Consider the following 18,101-nt stretch of genomic DNA (forward strand, 5'->3'; position numbering starts at 1 on the left):
CACCCCATAACCCTTGCAAGACTTGTATAGGGGCCCATCACGATGGACACGCAAACCGTTTTCGACGCTGCTTTCTGGATCACATCGGGGGCGATCCTCTGCCTGATCACCATGTCGGCGTTCTTTTCGGGCTCTGAGACCGCGCTGACCGCCGCATCGCGCGGCAAGCTGCGTGCCGCCGCCGACAAAGGCGCGACCGGTGCAGAGCGTGCGCTGCGCATCACGGAAGACAACGAACGGCTGATCGGATCGGTTCTGCTGGGCAACAACCTTGTGAACATTCTGGCCACGTCGCTCGCCACGGCATTGTTTACCAATATCTTCGGCGACAGCGGCGTGGCACTTGCGACCTTGGTCATGACCGTGATCGTTCTGGTCTTTGCCGAAGTGCTGCCCAAGACCTACGCCATCACCAATCCCGAAACCGCCGCCGCCCGCGTGGCCCCGCCGATCTCTATCGTGGTGCGGGTCTTTGCCCCGGTCGTCTCAGCGGTGCGCCTGTTGGTGCGCGGCGTGCTGCGCGTCTTTGGCGTGAAAACCGACCCCGACAGCCAGATCCTTGCGGTGCGCGAGGAAATCGCCGGCGCACTGCAGCTTGGCCATTCCGAGGGCGTGGTCGAAAAGGAAGACCGTGACCGCATCCTTGGGGCGCTGGATCTGGGCGACCGCACGGTCGAGGAAATCATGCTGCACCGGTCCAACATCGAGATGATCGATGCGGATGCCGCCCCGCAGGACATCGTGCAGCAATGTCTGGAATCCAACCACACCCGCCTGCCCGTCTACCGCAACGATCCCGAAAACATCATCGGCGTCGTCCATGCCAAGGACCTGCTGCGGGCCATGTACAAGCTGACGACCAGCGAACAAAGCCTCGCCACGGCGCTGGCGGGCTTTAGCGTCACCGGCGTGATGATGAAGCCCTATTTCGTGCCCGACACCACCGCGCTGGACGACCAGATGCGCCAGTTCCTGCGCCGCCGCACGCATTTTGCGCTGGTGGTGGATGAATATGGATCGCTCAAAGGATTGATCACCCTCGAAGATATCCTTGAGGAGATCGTGGGCGAGATCACGGACGAATTCGACCCGCAGGCCGATCACCAGATCCTGCGCAGCGATGACGGGCAAATGCTGGTCGACGGGGCCATGACAATCCGCGATTTCAACCGCGCGACCGATCTGACCCTGCCCGATGACGAGGCCAACACCGTCGCCGGACTGGTGATCTTTGAAAGCCAGATGATCCCCACCGTGGGGCAGGTGTTTTCCTACCACGGCTTCCGCTTCGAGGTGTTGGAACGCGAAAACAACCGTATCACCAAGCTGAAGGTCATCCCCTTGGGCGACCGCGCAAGCTGATTTAGCCGCGCCCTTTGGTGCTTTCGGCTGCGCGGCGCAGGCGGTCCTGATCCGGCGCCCATTCCAACGCGGCCAAAGCCCGGTCGAGGTATTCGGCGGCGCGGTCCTTGGCTGCCTTGCGCAGATCCGCATCCGGGTGGCGGGCCAGCCCGCCCAGGACCTTTTGCAGACGCTCCTGCACCTCACGCGTGGCGGCACCGTCGCGGGCAATGGAATCAAAGGCATCGGCCACCAGCGCCTCTGCCTGTAGAGGGCGCACGTAGAGGTTCGGATGGCGCGGGCTCTTATCGCTTTGGGTCTCGTCGCGGTAGCTTGACAGGAGGCGGCCCGCCCGATCGATCACGTCAATCGCAGTGCCCGCATCATTGATGCCCGGTGACAGCGCCTTTGACCCGATCTGCCCCAGTGTCAAAAGCCCGAAGCGCGGGTCCTGATCGTAGGTGCGTTCGTCGCCCAACACCACATTGGCGTGGATCGCCTTGGTCAGCCGCTCCACCGCCTCGTCATCTTGGGCACCGCCGCACACCATGGCCAAGGGCGCGCGGACAAAGACAAAATCCCCGATAGCCTCTGGCAGGTAGATGTCACAGCCCAGCTCCTTGGCCAGCGATTGCAGCGGTTCGGGGTGGATGATCTGGATATAGCCGGTCTCTGGCGCGGCGATGGTGCGCGCGCCCTCCGGCGCCTCCTCCGTCAACGGCACGGCGCCCAGACAGGGGTTTTCCAAACGGTCCTGAAACTGCAGTTCTGTCATGCGTTCGACCTGACGGGCCGAATTGATCAGGGAGCCCAGCGTTTGCAGATGCTGCATCCAGCGGATCAGCGACCAGACGATCAGCGCCAGCATCGCCACGGTCATCCCGAACATAGCCAGCGCTTTTTCGTCGCTGATATATCGGGTTTCCCGCAGCACGATGGCCACCAGCGCATAGACATAAGAGCCGATGAACGTGGCCAAGGTGTTCTGCGTCACCGCATCTTGGCGGATCAACTGCTGCATCCGCGGCGTGAACTGGGACGCGGTCGCATGGTTTGTCGACACCATCACCGTCAGCGAAAACGTGGTCACCGTCAGCATGGCGGTGGCGATAATGTCGAGCAGCCGGTCCACCGATGAACCCGACACCAGATCGGTCAGCCCATCGGGCAGCCATGCCTCCACCACCTGACTGAGCGGGATGGACAGAACCGCCAGCAGCCCGAAGACAAGCACGCGCACCCACAGGATTCGGATCAGCCCACGCAATTCGCGCAGCAATTTGTTCGGCAAAGTGTTCAGTGCATCCATGGATCACAGATAAGACGCAGGCCGCCCGTGGCCAGAGACCAGCAGCCCCTTACAACCATTGGGAGATTCTTCATCATGCCGCAGCGCGGCGTACATGGCTGCACCTGCGGCGGATAATCTTCTGTCATTTGCCCGCCAGATTGCGTATCACCAAGACATGCGAGACATAGCCATCCTGATCCCCGCCGCAGGGGAAAGTCGCCGTATGCGCGGCTCTGACAAGCTGTTGGAACCGGTTTGCGGCACTCCGCTGCTGCGCCGAACGGCGCTTGCCGCCAGCGCCACCGGCGCCCATGTGGCCGTCACTCTGCCCGACTATGACCACCCGCGCGCGGTGGCGTTGTCGGGTCTGCCTGTGCAACTTGTGGCTGTGCCGGACCGTGGCGATGGCATGTCGGCCTCGCTGCGGCGCGGCGTCGGAATGTTGCCACGGGGCATGCGCGCCGTGATGATCTTGCCCGCTGATATGCCGGATCTGGACACAGCGGACCTACGCGCCGTGATCGATGCGTTCGAGAACACCCCCCACCCGATGTTGCATCAGGCCACCACCGAGGATGGCCGCCCCGGCCACCCAGTGCTGTTCCCGTCGGATTGTTTTTCTGCGATGGCGCAGCTGACCGGCGATCAAGGCGCGCGGACGGTCATTCGGGCCAACCGGCACCGGTTGCGCCGGATTGCCCTGCCCGGGGATCGCGCGCTTGTGGATCTCGACACGCCAGAGGCGTGGGAGGATTGGCGCGCCCGCAGCCCCGAACAGGTCCGCCTGCCCGCAGAATAATTCGGAAAAACCTAGGTAAATCAGCGCGCCGCGTGGCTTCGCATCACCCGCTGCACCGACGGCCCTATAAACTCGCGCTTTGACCAGACCTCTCGCACATTGGCGGCGCGCGCCTTGGCGTACATGAACGGCGAGGGGAAATCACTGACGATCACGACGGGCACGCCCTTCCAGTCGCGCGACTGGACCATCTCCTGCACGAAATCGACGCCAAAGCCATCGGGCAACGCATTGTCGAGAAAGACAATGGAGACATCACCGTCCTTGAGCCGTGCGCGCGCCTCTTCAAGATTGCGAGCCACGACCAAGGGCACATCCGGACATTCCTTGGCCAAAACACGGCGCATCATGCGACGGTCAAATTCCTGATCATCCACAATCAAACAGCGTTTTTCCGATTTGCCCATGCCACAAACCCCGTTTCAGACCCACCAAATATGGGCATCAGCCGTCAACAACAGGTAAACCGTCCAAATCGCCTAAAATAATAGGAAACGGGGCGACCTCCCCCAAGGCCGCCCCGTCCCACGTTCCGTTCCCAAAGCATCGCTGCGGGAACCGGCTGCATATCTTAGTTGACCAACAGGGCCGCTTCGTGCCGCTTCAGCGACCGGCGGGCGGCGGCATAACCGCGCAGACCCTCGGCCTCGGCCAGTTCGGGGAACAGTTCAAGGATTTCCTGACGCTGTGCGTTGCCAATCCCCTTGAGCGAGTAATCCCCCGGCTGGAAGCTTTCGGTCCATGCGCCGTTCGACAGGACGACCTCGTGCTGTTCGAACATGATGTGGATGTAGGACACGCTGCCCACCGACATCTCTTCGATCCCGTCGACACCCAGCAGATGCTTGGCTGCGACCAGCACTTCGCGCTCCTCAAAGTACAGCGCGGTCTTGTCGTTGGCCACCAGAACACGGTGGTTCGGGGACACCAGCATGTCATGCTCCGGCAGACCGTTGCCCAAGGCACCCTGTTTGATCAGGATCGGAGCAAGATGCGGTTTGCGGGCCAGCTCATGACCGGTCAGGTTCTTGCGACCCACCCAGCGGATGTCCTGAATGCCGTTGTCGCGGGTGATCACACGGTCACCAACTTCCAGATCCTCGACCAGCTTTTCGCCGCTGGGCGTCGCGATCAGCGTGCCCGGTGTGAAACAGGGCACAACCTGTTCGATCTCGAAGAAGTCCATGGTGCCGGTGACAGCGCCGGTCCCGTCGAGGAATTCGACAGTGCCGTCGATGCCGTTGCCGTTGGAGTCCGTGACCGTATCAACGATGCGCCAGTCCTCACCGCGCACGCCCACGCCCGTCAGATCCAGAACGTCGAAATCGCCGTTCTCGGGGTCGGAGGGGTCCGCAGTGTCGACAAACCCGTCAGAGCCGCCGTCAACCGTGTCACCACGCCCGTGCGTCGCGCTGTCCACGATGATCGTATCGCGGCCTTCACCACCGAAGATGCTGTCGCTGCCCGCGCCGCCGTTGAGCGTGTCATCGCCCTGGCCACCGATCAGCGTATCGCGATCCGCGCCACCAAAGATCAGGTCATCGTCGATGCCGCCATCCAGCAGGTCGTTGCCAGACCCGCCTTCCAGCGTATCGTCATCGTCGCCACCCAGAATGGTGTCGTCGCCTCGGAAGCCCTGCAGCAGATCGCGGTCGTTCTCGGTGTTGACGTCAACGTCATCGGTCTGTTCCAGCGCCGCGATGTTCGAGCCATCGATAAAGTCATTGCCCTGACCGCCATCGATGGTGTCAGACCCGTGACCGCCGATCAGGCTGTCGTCATCCGCATTGCCGCGGATCAGGTCATCGTCAATGCCGCCATAGATGGTGTCATTGCCCTGACCGCCCGAGATCGTGTCGCGGTCATCGCCGGTTTCGATATAATCGTCGCCGGTGTTGCCATCAACGCTGTCGCGGCCGTCTTCCTGATTGGGGTCGTTGGTAAAGCCCAGGGTGTCGTTCAGGAAAGCACCGGGGGCAAAGGCCTCGTCATCACCTTCGTAGTCCGAGAACGTATCCGTGCCCACGATGATGGTGTCGTTGCCCGCACCGCCGGAAATCGTGTCAGCGCCCTGCGGATCGTAGATGTAATCGTCACCACCGCCCAGACCAACGCGGTCATCGTCGATACCGGAATAGACTGTATCGTTGCCACCGCCGGCGTTGATCACATCGGCATCATCACCGGTAGAGATCAGATCTGCGCCCGAGGTGCCGGTGACCGTGTCCAGATCATCGGTCGGGTCGGCGTCCTCGTCCAGACCATCCAGCGGGTCAAGCGGCTGCAGCGCGGGATCCACCGGGAAGACGTCGGTGTCGATCACACCAAGACCGCCGTTCGCCGTGCCCACACCGATGGTGATGGTCGCCGTGTCTGTGCCGCCCTCGCCATCGTCGATGGTGTATTCCAGCGTATCGACGCCGGTGAACTCGGGGTTCGGGGTATAAAGGATCTCGCCCGTGGTGGGGTCCAGCTCGGCGGTGCCGTTGTCAGGCTGCGTGATGCTGGTGATGGTCAGCGGGTCCCCATCGGGATCGCTGTCATTGGCCAGCGGCGTCAGCGTCAGCGGCGCGTTCGGGCCGGTTTCATAGGCGTCGTCGATGGCCTCGGGCGCAGAGTTGTCATCCGTGACGGTGATCGTGATGGTCGCCGTGTCGGTCCCGCCGTTGCCGTCGGAGACCGTGTAGTCCACGGTGCCTTCGCCCACGAAACCTGCGTCCGGGGTGAAGATTACGTTGCCGGTGACCGGGTCGATCTCGGCGGTGCCGTTGGTCACGCCGTCGATGCTTTGGACGGTGAGCGTGTCGCCCTCGGGGTCGGTGTCATTGCCAACCGCGTCGATGGACACGGGCGTGTCGACCGGCGTGGTGTCCGCATCATCCACAGCGGTGGGCGCGGTGTTGATCGGGTCATCCGTTACGGTGATCGTGATGGTCGCCGTGTCCGTGCCGCCATTGCCGTCGGAGACCGTGTAGTCCACGGTGCCTTCGCCCACGAAACCTGCGTCCGGGGTGAAGATCACGTTGCCGGTGACCGGGTCGATCTCGGCGGTGCCGTTGGTCACGCCGTCGATGCTTTGGACGGTGAGCGTGTCGCCCTCGGGGTCGGTGTCATTGCCGACCGCGTCGATGGACACGGGCGTGTCGACCGGAGTGGTGTCCGCATCATCCACAGCGGTGGGCGCGGTGTTGATCGGGTCTGTCACATCGATGGTGATGAACCCTCTGTCCGTGCCCCCCTGGCCGTCGGAGACGGTGTATTCCACCAAAGCTTCGCCGACGAAATCGGGATCGGGCGTGAAGATCACGTTGCCGGTGGCGGGGTCGATCTCGGCCGTGCCGTTGGTCACGGTGCCCAGTTCGGTCACGACCAGCGGGTCGCCATCGGCATCGGTGTCGTTGCCAACCGCATCGATCACCACAGGGGTCTCGTTGTCGGTGGTCGCGTCGTCATCAATGGCAACCGGCGGCGTGTTGGGGTCCGCAGGATCGCTGACGATTACGGAGATCTCGCCCTGGTCGGTGCCGCCCTGACCGTCGGACACGGTGTAGGCGATGGTCGCCTCGCCGGTGAATCCCGGTGTCGGTGTGAAGACCACGTTGCCGGTGACCGGATCAACCTCTGCCGTGCCGTTGGTCACGGTGGTGATTTCGCTGACCGTCAGAGGATCGCCATCCGCGTCGGTGTCGTTGCCCACGGCATCGATAGACACAGGCGTATCAATATCCGTCGTCGCAGCATCATCCACAGCAACCGGCGGTGTGTTGGGATCGGTCGGATCACTCACGGTCACCATGATGGTGCCGGTGTCTGTGCCGCCCTGCCCGTCCGCGACGGTGTATTCAATCATCCCCTCGCCGACAAAGCCTGCGTCGGGGGTAAAGATCACCTCGTTGGTGACCGGGTCGATGGTGGCGGTGCCGTTTGTGACCGAGGTGATTTCGGTGACGACCAGCGGATCGCCGTCCGCATCGGTGTCATTGCCTGCGGCATCGATGCTCACTGGCGTGTCCACGTCGGTTTCCGCAGCATCATCCACGGCCACCGGCGGTGTGTTGGGATCGGTCGGATCGGTGACTGTCACAGTGATCAGACCGGTGTCCGTGCCACCCTGCCCGTCAGACACGGTATATTCGATGGTCGCGTCACCAATGAAACCCGCAGCCGGAGTAAAGTTCACATCCCCCGTCACCGGGTCGATTTCGGCGGTGCCGTTGGTGACGGTGCCCAGCGAGACCACGCTCAGCGGGTCGCCATCGGCATCGGTGTCGTTGGCCACCGCATCGATGGTCACCACAGTATCCAGATCGGTTGTCGCGCTGTCATCGACGGCTTCGGGCGGGGTGTTGTCCACCACATCCACGGTCGAGAATTCGACGTCGGAAATGGTGATACGCTGGTCAGAAGTGCCGCCGTTGGCGTAATCGATGACGATGCGGGCCACGGGGCCTTCGACGTTGACGAGGACAGAGCCTGCCGCATCTTCAAGACCGGTGGTGGTTTCACCATCCAGCGTGTTGCCGGTGACGGAAGCGGTGCCCGCCGGGGTGAAGGTCACGGGAACCTCGTTGCCCTCTGCGTCAAAGGCACGGACGGTTACGAAATCCTCGAACCCGCCGCCAAGGCCGGACAGATCGCCGGTGCTGCCGGTGTCGATGTCATTGATGCGGAAGGACACATTCTGCACCTGATCGGTGAACAGATCGTTGGTCGACCGGAAATCCAGGGTGGTGGTCGATGTCGCGCCCGGTGCAGCCGCATTGTCGCCGAACAGCTTCAACCATGACTGCGGGTCATAGGTCTCGCCCGGCGCGACATAGCCACCTGCGTTGAACGTAAACGCCTGCGCGCCCTGGTTCGCCCCGTCAAAGGTGACGTCAACCGCCACGCCGCCGGTGTCTACGGTTGCAGACGGTGCCCCGCCCAGATCATCAGTGTCGGACAGAACGGTGCCGTAAGCTCCCAGAGCGCCCCAATCGAGTACCAAATCAGCCATTACCAAGCCCTCATATACCTGTCGGGCGCAAGCCCTTGCCGACAAACGGCAACGACAATGCCCACGGCACTGCCCTGTTCCTCATTTCGTCTGCTCTGATGGTTTCGACGTATCGCCGTGCCTCTGCCCACGTCTTTTCGTGGACGAAGCTACGCTTTGGCGGCGCGGGCAGAATACACCCGTCGCGTCACGTCGGCCCTAAAGCAGAACCTGTTCGATCAGCGGCCGCCCCCGTGGCCTAATCTTCACCCCCCAGTTGGGCTTGAGACCAAATTAAGGCATGCCCCCCGTTACAGAAAGGGAAAATTGACGGAATTGAGCCGCGTTACGCCAAATAAATGCCTTGGGAGCTTAGCGAAAATGCAAGAATCGCATGTGGACAGACAGGCTCCGTCAACCAGAACGAAACAACAGTCGCTGAAATCTGCTGAAAATTGGCTTAAATCGCAGGTTAGCGAGCATTTTCCGCCAAATCAGGGGAAATATCGGAAACAGTTTACCCTGCGCGCTTTCTGCCTTTTTCTGACACGGCCCGACACAATTTCCCCGGTAGGGTTGTTTCCAACTGGCGTAAAATTAAAGCGAACTCGCCAAATTGGACGGCTATCGGAATATGGCATGACCGAATCGGGTGCCGAATCCGGTCGAAGGCCGCATTCCCTGTCACTCTCTCTTAAGTATATAGCAACTATCCTTAGCAGTGTGGCAGCCGCCATATTGCCGCATTCTCTCCCGATGCGACGGGTCTTGCTGCCAGATTCAGATAGGGAGTCGGGACAAAGTGACGGAAATAGGGCAGCAACGATCGTCCGCAATCGCACCGCTTGCCTTATTGTCAAAAGGAATGTCAGCGCCGATTGGGCCGCGCGATCAGGACTTGTCCAACGGGGGTGCCATGTCTTGCCAATGCTCCCCCATCGCCACGATGCAAGAGGTGCCATTCGCATAAGACTGTACCAGAATCCAGTCGCCGGAGGCCGGGGTGACCCACATTTCGATCAGCGCATCGGGGCCGCGCACACCACGGCCCTGCCGCTCTGCCCCGTGGCGGGACTCCAGCGTGCTTTGCATCCGTTGGCTGTCATCGCAGATCACATCCCCCAAAGCGGCCCCGCCCGTGCTGGGCAGACCGGCGAACAGACACGTTATAATGGGCAGGATGTGACGCATGACCCTAGCATAGCAGACCTTGCGCCCATGTAACAGTTTTATGACGCGCATTTGCCGAAGCAGACCAGACCGGCGTTACATTTTCGTTACCTCAAGTTCACAAAGCGGAATCAAATCCGTCGCACATCCTTCACAGCCAAGGCGTACTTCGCCGGTCAACGCGAAGGATAAACAAATGCTTGAGCTTCAGTCCGTCACGAAACGATTTGGTAATAAAGCGGCCGTGGACAGTGCCAGCTTTACCGTTGATCGCCCGATGATGATCGGGATCATTGGCCGTTCCGGGGCCGGGAAATCCACCCTGCTGCGCATGCTGAACCGTCTGGGGGATGCGAGCTCTGGCAAGATCTTGTTTGACGGGCGCGACATCACTGCCCTGCGCGGGGCCGACCGTCGGGAATGGCAGTCACGCTGCGCAATGATCTTTCAACAGTTCAATCTGGTGCCGCGTATGGATGTGGTGTCCAACGTGTTGCACGGCACGTTGAACCGCCGCTCCACGCTGGCGACGATGTTCAACCTCTACCCGCAGTCCGACATCCACCACGCCATCGAGATCCTTGACCGTCTGGGCATCGCCGAACAGGCCCCCAAACGTGCCGAGGCGCTGTCGGGCGGACAGCAGCAGCGTGTCGCCATCGCCCGTGCCCTGATGCAGGACCCGGCGATCATTCTGGCCGATGAACCCATTGCCTCGCTCGATCCAATGAACGCGCAGATCGTCATGCAGGCGCTGCGCGACATCCACGAACAGGACAACCGCATGGTCATCGCCAACCTGCACACGCTGGATACCGCGCGCCGCTATTGCGACCGGGTGATCGGCATGCGCGACGGGCGCATCGTGTTTGACGGCACGCCCGAGCAACTGACCACCGGCATGGCCCGGGAGATCTATGGCGCAGGCAATGATTTTTCCGAGGCCGCCACCTCGACCGAGATCGACACGCTTGACCGCGAGACTGTCGAAATCGCCAAGGCCGAAGCCCTCGTCTGAGTTTACCATCCCACGCCCCGTCCATAAGGGGCGGGCCTTTCATCAATGGAGAGACTGATGAAAACCACCCTCGCTATCGCGCTTTTGACGACCACACTGGCCGCACCGGCCTTTGCTCAGGAGATCGAGGAATTCCGCATCGGTATCCTTGGCGGCGAAAACGCCCAAGACCGCATGAACTCCTACTCCTGCCTGCAGGACTACGCCTCCGAAGAGCTGGGCGTTCCGGTCAAACTGTTCGCGCCTGCTGACTACAACGGCGTGATCCAGGGCCTGCTGGGCGGCACCATCGACATGTCATGGCTGGGCGCGTCCTCTTACGCCGCCACCTACCTGCAAGACCCCGAAGCGGTCGAGCCCGTGCTGGTCAAGGTCAACATGGACGGCTCCATCGGCTATCACTCCATCGGTTTTGCCCGCACCGACAGCGGCATCGCATCGCTCGACGACATGCAGGGCAAGGTCTTCGGCTTCGGTGACCCGAACTCCACCTCCGGCTACCTGATCCCCTCCATCGAAATCCCCGAAGCCACCGGCGCATCCATGGAATCCGGCGACTACTTCGGCGAGGTCAAGTTCACCGGCGGTCACGAGCAGACCATCGTCGCCGTGTTCAACGGTGACATCGACGCGGGCGTGACCTGGGCCGACGGTCAGGGCAACTGGGAAGACGGCTACAACTCCGGCGCGCTGCGCAAGGCTGTGGACGCCGGTCTGGTCGACATGAACGAGCTGACCCAGATCTGGAAATCCAAAGTCATCCCCGAAGGCCCCGTGGTTCTGCGCAAGGCGCTGCCCGCCGATGTGCGCGAGAAGATGACCGCGCTGGTCGACGGCCTGTACGAGCGTGACACCGAATGCGCCTATGGCGTGGCCGCAGGCGAGACGCTGGGCTTCCAGCCGGTGGACCACTCCACCTATGAATCCGTGATCGCTGCCCGTCAGGCAAAGATCGGCGGCTAAGCCACTGAACAGAAGGGGTCCGGCAGCCAGTGCCGGGCCCTTTTTGCATCCGCCTTCCCGTTGGGGCCGCTGCGGTGGTGCCGACCTCCTCCCCGGTGTGCTGTGCCGCGCGCCCTGACGGGAGGGTGGATAACGCGTTTCCCTGTGACCCCGAGGTCCCCATGACAGATATCCCATTCGGCGGCGGCTCCGTCGCGACGATCCGCAGCAGCTATATGGAGCAGGTCCATCGCCGCAGGCTGTATGGTGGGCTGACGCTGATGATCTTTGTGCTGCTTCTGGTGTCGGGATTTATGACGGCGGACGCGCGCAACGCGGGCGGGTTCTGGGACGGGCTGGCCAATGTGGGCGACTACCCCGCCGACGTCTTGTCGGAAGCATGGGAGAAACGCGCCGATCTGCCTGCACTGATGGCTAAATTCCTCCCCGCACTGGTGGAGACGATCAACATCGCCGCCGTGTCCACGCTACTGGGTGCCATGGCGGGGTTGGTGCTGTCGCTGTTGTCTACGCGCGGACTGGCCCGCTGGCCGCGCCTGATCGGGCTGTTCCGCCGCACCATGGACATGATGCGCGCGATCCCCGAAATTGTCATCGCCTTGGTGCTGATCTTTGTCTTAGGCGGCGGCCCTGTCCCTGCGATGATTGCCATTGCAATCCACACCGCGGGTGCCTTGGGCAAGATGTTCTCGGAGGTGGCGGAAAACGCGGACCTCAAACCGGTCGAGGGGCTGGCCTCCACAGGGGCGACATGGGCGCAGCGCATGTGGCTGGGCATCCTGCCGCAGGTTGCGCCGAACTACGTCAGCTACGCGCTGCTGCGGTTTGAAATCAACATCCGCGCCTCTGCAATCCTTGGCTTTGTCGGTGCAGGCGGGCTGGGATACGAGCTGCGCAATGCGATGGCCTGGGGGCCGGGCCGCTTTGACGAGGCCGCCGCGATCTTTGTGCTTCTGTTCGGCACGATCATCTTTTTCGACCAACTCTCTGGCTATATGCGCAACCGTCTGACCACGGGCGACAGCCAACGCCAGACAAAGGGGGCCTGAGCCATGACCGCCACCGATTTTCCCGTGATGGACGCCAAAACCCAAGCGGACCGGCTGTTCCAGCGCAAACGCCTGCTGGGCTTTGCTGCCCCTGCCGTGGTGCTGGCCTATTTCGTCTATATCTTCTTTGCCTTCGATGTGGCGGGTCTGGCTGGTCGGGCCAATTGGGACAACGCTGTGACGCTGGCCTCTGACAGCTGGAGCTACAAGACCCATGTGACCCGCTCCAACCGTGACGGCACGATGGACTACGCGGTCGAGGGCGAGCGCAAGGGCCGCTACCCCGAAGGCATGCGCCCCGATTGGGTCACCGGCCCCACAGTGGATGCCGCCACCGGCGAGAGCGTGACAACCGTCGATCTGGGGCGCGGCCATCTGGTGCGCCTGCTGCCCGAGCAACGCACCGAGATCGTCATTCCCGATTTCGGAACAGTCCACGCGCAGGCCGAGGGGCGCAATGTTATCACCGATCTGCCCGACGATCTGCCGGAGTGGATCAATGCCTCTGACCGGCGGGTGACGCTGACGCTACCCGAGGGCCGTGTGACCCTGACCGGCAGCAAGACCGAGGTGTTCAACTACTTCATGGGGTGGGAGCTGTTCTGGTTCACCTTCGCCTCTCCCTATTACGGCCACGGGTTGACCGAGATCCTGCTGGGCGACCGGATCGATCCGGCGCGCAACAATATCGTGGGCGCGTGGCAGGATTTCTGGGGCAATCCCATGTGGCGGCACGGCGATGTGGCGTGGGCCATCTCCGAGACCATCCTGATGGCCTTTCTGGGCACGGCGGGCGCTGCGATGATCGCTCTGCCGCTGTCTTTTCTCGCCGCCCGCCGGTTTGCGCCGCTCGCCGCTCTGCGTATGGCGACGCGCCGCCTGTTCGACTTTGTCCGTGGGGTGGACGCGCTGATCTGGACGGTTGTGCTGGCGCGCGCCTTTGGCCCCGGTCCGCTGACCGGCGCGCTGGCCATTTTGATCACCGACACCGGCACCTTCGGCAAGGTCTTCTCGGAGGCGCTGGAGAACACCGACCAGAAACAGATCGAGGGCATCGCCTCTACCGGCGCGAACCCGATCCAGCGTTACCGCTTTGGCGTGATCCCGCAGGTGATGCCGGTTCTGCTGGCGCAGGTGCTGTATTTCTTTGAATCCAACACCCGCAGCGCGACGATCATCGGGGCCATCACCGGCGGTGGCATCGGTTTGTTGCTCACCCAAGCGATCCAGACGCAGCAAAGCTGGGAGGAAGTGGCCTACTACATCATCCTCGTGGTGCTGATGGTTATTGGTATGGACTGGCTGTCGGGCAAGCTGCGCGCACGGCTGATCGGCGGCAAGGACAGCCATTGATGCCGCGCCTGTCCGCAGACCAGCCGCTGATCCACCCGGACTGTCAGATCACCGACAGCGACTTTGGCGCCTATACCGAAATCGGACGCGGCAGCCGTATCGCCCACAGCCAACTGGGCGACTACAGCTACTGCGACCGCTATGCGGATATCGCCAATGCCAATGTGGGCAAGTTCGCCAATATCGCGAGCTTCTCGCGCATCGGGGCCACCGATCATCCGCTCGACACCGCCGCCTGCCATCATTTCCTGTATCGCTCGGACGATTACTGGGAGGACGCGGACCGCGATGCGGCGTTCTTCGCGCATCGCCTGTCGCGCCGCGCGACGATTGGCCATGACACATGGATCGGCCACGGGGCGATGATCAAACCGGAGGTCACCTTGGGCGACGGTGCGGTTGTGGCCTCGGGCGCGATTGTGACGCGCGATGTGGCGCCCTACACCATCGTCGCGGGCACCCCGGCAAAGCCGATGCGCCTGCGCCAGCCGCCCGAAATCGCAGACCGGCTGATGGCATTGGCGTGGTGGGATTGGTCGCATGACCGCCTGCGCGCGGCGCTGCCGGATTTCCGCACCCTCAGCGCCGAGCGCTTTCTGGAAAAATACGAAGCCTAGTCCTCAAGCGTGAGCGTGATCCGGTCACCGGGCCACCATGTGGTGCCGCTTTCGACCGGTGCGCCGGTCCGGTCCACGTTCAGACTGCGCGTGCGCAGCAGCGGCGCGCCCTCGCGCAGATGCAGATGCAGGGCTTGCGTCGCATCCGCCGCCACCGCAGTGATCTGCGTTTGCGCGCGGGTGTAGTCGGTGACGCCCACCTGCCCCAAGGCCCATGTCACCCCCCGCCCCTGCGCCAAAGCCTCGGCAATGCCGGGCAGACGGTCCACCGGATACAGCGATTGCGCCAAGGCCACCGGCTGGGCATCGGCCAGCGACACGCCCCAAACCACCAGCACCGGCGCGCTCTCGGGCAAGTCCAGAGCAACGGCCTCTTTGTCGGTGGCGGCGCGGGTTTCCGTGGACAGAACGCTGCGCCCCGGCAATCGCCCCGCGCGCGTCAGGTTTTCGGTGAACCGTGTGCGCTTGCCGATGGGGTATTCCGTTGGCACAGCCGCCACAAAGGCTCCCGCGCCGCGCCGCGTGCGCACCAACCCGTCATCGACCAGCGCCTTGAGCCCGTGGCGTACCGTATGCCGGTTTACGCCGAACCGCGCGGCCAGCGCCGCCTCTGTCGGCAGTTTGTCCCCCGCGCGATAGCGGCCCGCCGTGATATCGGCGCGCAGCGCATTGGCAATCGCCTGCCAGACCGGCGTGCGGCCCCTCTCCCCTGCCGTGTCACCCAAAGTTCACAAATCTCCACTGTCTGCCGCAAGCGAATCTGCTAATATGTGTCTAGTTGTATAGTACTTGCGAAAGTTGTCGAGATGAAAGACCAGGCCCCCACCGATCCCGATCCCAATGCCGCGCGCAAGGCGTGGATGGGCCTGCTGGCCAAGGCCCCCGAGGGCCGCGTCCCCGAGCTGCTGGACGCCTGCGGGCCGCGCCCGCGCTTTGACTGGCTACGCGCGCCTGAAATCGGAACCACCATGGTGCGGGGCCGCGCAGGCGCGACCGGCGCGCCGTTTAACCTTGGGGAAATGACCGTGACACGCTGCGCTCTGCGGCTGCCCTGCGGCACGGTGGGCCACGCCTACGTCCAAGGCCGCCGCAAAGCCTGCGCCGAGGCCGCAGCCCTCGTCGATGCCCTGATGCAGACCGACCGCTTCGAAGCGATCCGCGCCGCCGTGCTGGACCCGCTGGAGCAAGAGGCCACGGCCCGCCGCAACAGCCGCGCGGCCAAGGCCGCTGCCACAAAGGTGGATTTCTTTACCATGGTGCGAGGGGAAGACTGATGCTGACACAGATGCTTGACGGTGGCTTTGCCGATCCTGCGCGCGATGCGGCCCATGCCTTTCGCGCGGTGATGGAGGCGATGGCCCGCCCTGCCACCACATGGACCCTGCGCGGTGCCACGCCGCCCGCGCCCCTGTCCCCCGCCGCCGGAGCGGTTGTGCTGACACTGTGCGACACCGACACGCCGCTGTTTCTGGCCGGTGACTTGGATTGCGACGCGGTGCGCGGCTGGATCGCCTTTCACACCGGCGCGCCTTTGACCGACCGCGCAAGCTGCGCCTTTGCGCTGGGGGCGTGGGAGGATCTTGCACCGCTTGAGGGCTACCCTGCAGGCACCCCGGAGTATCCCGACCGTTCCACCACGCTGATCGTGGATGGCCCCTTGCCCGCGGCAGACCGCGCGCGTCTGACCGGACCGGGCATCGCGTCAGAGACCACGATGGCGCTGCCGGATCTGGCCGCGCTGGAGCGCAATGCGGCGCGCTTTCCCTTGGGCGTCGATCTGCTGTTCACCCAAGAGGATCGCGTCACCGCCCTGCCCCGTTCAACCAAAGTGGAGCCCGCCTGATGTATGTTGCCGTCAAAGGCGGAGAAGCCGCCATCAACAATGCCCACGCATGGCTGGCCGAGGAACGGCGCGGCGACACCGATATCGCCGAGCTGTCGGTGGCGCAGATCCGTGAACAGCTTGCGTTGGCGGTCAACCGCGTCATGGCCGAAGGGTCGCTCTATGACGCCGATCTTGCGGCCTTAGCGATCAAACAGGCGCGTGGCGATCTGATCGAGGCGATCTTTCTGATCCGCGCCTACCGCACGACGCTGCCGCGATTTGGGGCGTCGCGTGCCGTGGACACCGCGCGTATGGCCTGCGACCGCCGCGTGTCCGCCACGTTCAAGGACGTCCCCGGCGGACAGATCCTTGGGCCGACGTTCGATTACACGCACCGTTTGCTTGACTTCAAACTGGCCGCCGACGGCGATGCGCCCAGCGCGCCCAGTCGTGACACGCAGCCCGCAGAGGTGCCCCATGTGACCGGTTTTCTCAACCGCGAGGGGCTGATCGAAGAGGCCCCAGCGGAAGAGACCACGCCACCGGATCTGACGCGCGAGCCGCTGGAAATGCCCGCCACACGGCCCCTGCGTCTGCAGGCGCTGACCCGCGCGGACGAGGGGTTCACCCTGTCGATGGCCTACTCCACCCAACGTGGCTACGCCCGCAACCATGCCTTTGTCGGCGAGCTGCGCATCGGGGCCGTGCCGGTCGAAATGGACATCCCCGAGCTGGGCTTTGCCATCGAGATCGGGGAAATCACCCTGACCGAATGCGAAACCGTCAACCAGTTCAAAGGCTCCAAAACCGAGCCGCCGCAGTTCACGCGCGGCTACGGGCTGGTCTTCGGGCAAACCGAGCGCAAGGCGATTTCGATGGCTCTGGTAGACCGTGCTCTGCGTTGGGAAGAGCTGGGCGAAGACAACGAAGGTGCCCCCGCGCAGGATGCGGAATTTGTGCTGTATCATGCGGATAACATTCAGGCGACGGGGTTTCTCGAACACATCAAACTGCCCCATTACGTCGATTTCCAGTCCGAGCTGGAGCTGGTGCGCAAGCTGCGCCGCGAGGCGTCGGGCCAGATGCAGGAGGCCGCAGAATGACCGCGACACATATCGTCTTTGATATCGGCAACGTGCTGGTGGATTGGCAGCCACGTCTGGCTTGGCCAGAGCTGTCAGAGCCGGAAGCCGCCGATTTCATGCAGCGCATCGATTTTGGGGCGCGCAACCTGCGGGCCGATCATGGCGAACGCTTTGCGGATTTGGCGCAGGAGCTGGACCGCGCGGAGGATCGCGACCGGTTGAACCAGTACGTGCCGCGCTATGCGCAAACGGTGCGGGACGCCGTGCCGGGCAGCTGGGAGATCGTCGACCGGCTGATCGCGCGCGGCCTGACGCTTGGGGCCATCACCAACTGGTCGGTGGAAACTTGGCCTGAGGGGCTGAAATCCCACCCCCGATTGGCCGAGATCTTTGATACTCTGGTGATTTCCGGCAAGGAAAAGCTGATCAAGCCGGACCCCGCGATCTATCGACTGTATTGCGCGCGGGCGCAGGTGGCCCCACAAGACTGCGTCTTTATCGACGACAAGCTTGAGAACTGCGAAGGTGCGCGCAGCATCGGTATGGATGCCATCCACTTCACCAACGCCCAAGATGTGGCGCAGGCGCTGACAGAGCGGGGCCTGCTATGACCCC

The 18,101-nt window shown here is 63.1% G+C and carries 16 protein-coding genes; 11 read left to right on the plus strand and 5 right to left on the minus strand.

What is annotated here, in order from left to right:
• Window positions 1-42 precede the first annotated feature (42 nt).
• The gene (locus tag ACN5AZ_RS03920; protein ID WP_419427551.1) at window positions 43-1,362 is read left to right on the plus strand and encodes an HlyC/CorC family transporter; all 1,320 of its coding nucleotides are present in this window, start codon (window positions 43-45) and stop codon (window positions 1,360-1,362) included.
• Between the two features lies 1 nt (window position 1,363).
• Here ACN5AZ_RS03920 and ACN5AZ_RS03925 read toward each other — a convergent pair whose 3' ends face one another.
• Window positions 1,364-2,650, minus strand: coding sequence for a DUF2254 domain-containing protein (locus ACN5AZ_RS03925; RefSeq protein ID WP_419427552.1), 1,287 nt, complete (start codon window positions 2,648-2,650; stop codon window positions 1,364-1,366).
• 157 nt (window positions 2,651-2,807) lie between these two features.
• On the opposite strand from ACN5AZ_RS03925, the gene ACN5AZ_RS03930 reads away from it, so the two are divergent.
• Window positions 2,808-3,431 carry a nucleotidyltransferase family protein gene (locus ACN5AZ_RS03930; RefSeq protein WP_419427553.1) on the plus strand — a complete coding sequence of 208 codons (624 nt, stop codon included), beginning with the start codon at window positions 2,808-2,810 and terminating at the stop codon, window positions 3,429-3,431.
• A 20-nt stretch (window positions 3,432-3,451) separates the two neighbouring features.
• Here ACN5AZ_RS03930 and ACN5AZ_RS03935 read toward each other — a convergent pair whose 3' ends face one another.
• The 3 genes from ACN5AZ_RS03935 to ACN5AZ_RS03945 form a co-directional block, all read right to left on the minus strand.
• A complete protein-coding gene (locus ACN5AZ_RS03935; RefSeq protein ID WP_419427554.1) occupies window positions 3,452-3,838 on the minus strand; it encodes a response regulator in 387 nt (128 codons plus the stop codon).
• A 164-nt stretch (window positions 3,839-4,002) separates the two neighbouring features.
• Window positions 4,003-8,427, minus strand: a complete 4,425-nt coding sequence (locus ACN5AZ_RS03940; RefSeq protein ID WP_419427555.1) for an Ig-like domain-containing protein — start codon at window positions 8,425-8,427, stop codon at window positions 4,003-4,005.
• A gap of 870 nt (window positions 8,428-9,297) precedes the next feature.
• The gene (locus tag ACN5AZ_RS03945; protein ID WP_419427556.1) at window positions 9,298-9,597 is read right to left on the minus strand and encodes a hypothetical protein; all 300 of its coding nucleotides are present in this window, start codon (window positions 9,595-9,597) and stop codon (window positions 9,298-9,300) included.
• 175 nt (window positions 9,598-9,772) lie between these two features.
• Here ACN5AZ_RS03945 and phnC point away from each other — a divergent pair, with 175 nt between their 5' ends.
• The 5 genes from phnC (at window position 9,773) to ACN5AZ_RS03970 (ending at window position 14,576) form a co-directional block, all read left to right on the plus strand.
• Window positions 9,773-10,594, plus strand: coding sequence for a phosphonate ABC transporter ATP-binding protein (gene phnC, locus ACN5AZ_RS03950; RefSeq protein WP_419427557.1), 822 nt, complete (start codon window positions 9,773-9,775; stop codon window positions 10,592-10,594).
• A gap of 57 nt (window positions 10,595-10,651) precedes the next feature.
• Window positions 10,652-11,557 carry a phosphonate ABC transporter substrate-binding protein gene (phnD, locus tag ACN5AZ_RS03955; protein WP_419427558.1) on the plus strand — a complete coding sequence of 302 codons (906 nt, stop codon included), beginning with the start codon at window positions 10,652-10,654 and terminating at the stop codon, window positions 11,555-11,557.
• Window positions 11,558-11,718: 161 nt separating this feature from the next.
• Window positions 11,719-12,606, plus strand: a complete 888-nt coding sequence (gene phnE, locus ACN5AZ_RS03960; protein WP_419427559.1) for a phosphonate ABC transporter, permease protein PhnE — start codon at window positions 11,719-11,721, stop codon at window positions 12,604-12,606.
• 3 nt (window positions 12,607-12,609) lie between these two features.
• Window positions 12,610-13,959 carry a phosphonate ABC transporter, permease protein PhnE gene (gene phnE, locus ACN5AZ_RS03965; RefSeq protein ID WP_419427560.1) on the plus strand — a complete coding sequence of 450 codons (1,350 nt, stop codon included), beginning with the start codon at window positions 12,610-12,612 and terminating at the stop codon, window positions 13,957-13,959.
• Window positions 13,959-14,576: a chloramphenicol acetyltransferase gene (locus ACN5AZ_RS03970; protein ID WP_419427561.1), complete on the plus strand. Its 618-nt coding sequence runs from the start codon at window positions 13,959-13,961 to the stop codon at window positions 14,574-14,576. The genes phnE (ACN5AZ_RS03965) and ACN5AZ_RS03970 overlap by 1 nt, the downstream gene beginning before the upstream one ends.
• On the opposite strand, the gene phnF is transcribed toward ACN5AZ_RS03970, so the two are convergent.
• Complete coding sequence (phnF, locus tag ACN5AZ_RS03975) at window positions 14,573-15,301, minus strand: phosphonate metabolism transcriptional regulator PhnF (protein ID WP_419427562.1); 729 nt, start codon at window positions 15,299-15,301, stop codon at window positions 14,573-14,575. The genes ACN5AZ_RS03970 and phnF overlap by 4 nt on opposite strands.
• An 81-nt stretch (window positions 15,302-15,382) precedes the next feature.
• Between phnF and phnG the strand changes: the two genes are divergently transcribed.
• From phnG to ACN5AZ_RS03995, 4 genes are read left to right on the plus strand one after another with little or no spacing between them, the layout of a single operon-like run.
• A complete protein-coding gene (phnG, locus tag ACN5AZ_RS03980; RefSeq protein ID WP_419427563.1) occupies window positions 15,383-15,850 on the plus strand; it encodes a phosphonate C-P lyase system protein PhnG in 468 nt (155 codons plus the stop codon).
• The gene (phnH, locus tag ACN5AZ_RS03985; protein WP_419427564.1) at window positions 15,850-16,419 is read left to right on the plus strand and encodes a phosphonate C-P lyase system protein PhnH; all 570 of its coding nucleotides are present in this window, start codon (window positions 15,850-15,852) and stop codon (window positions 16,417-16,419) included. The genes phnG and phnH overlap by 1 nt, the downstream gene beginning before the upstream one ends.
• Entirely contained in the window at window positions 16,419-17,504 is a 1,086-nt protein-coding gene (locus ACN5AZ_RS03990) for a carbon-phosphorus lyase complex subunit PhnI (protein ID WP_419427565.1), read from the plus strand. Before phnH ends, ACN5AZ_RS03990 begins: the two co-directional genes overlap by 1 nt.
• A complete protein-coding gene (locus ACN5AZ_RS03995) occupies window positions 17,501-18,097 on the plus strand; it encodes an HAD family hydrolase (RefSeq protein ID WP_419427566.1) in 597 nt (198 codons plus the stop codon). Before ACN5AZ_RS03990 ends, ACN5AZ_RS03995 begins: the two co-directional genes overlap by 4 nt.
• The last annotated feature ends 4 nt before the right edge of the window (window positions 18,098-18,101 follow it).

This window comes from Sagittula sp. SSi028, from assembly GCF_048553715.1.
Classification (GTDB): domain Bacteria; phylum Pseudomonadota; class Alphaproteobacteria; order Rhodobacterales; family Rhodobacteraceae; genus Sagittula.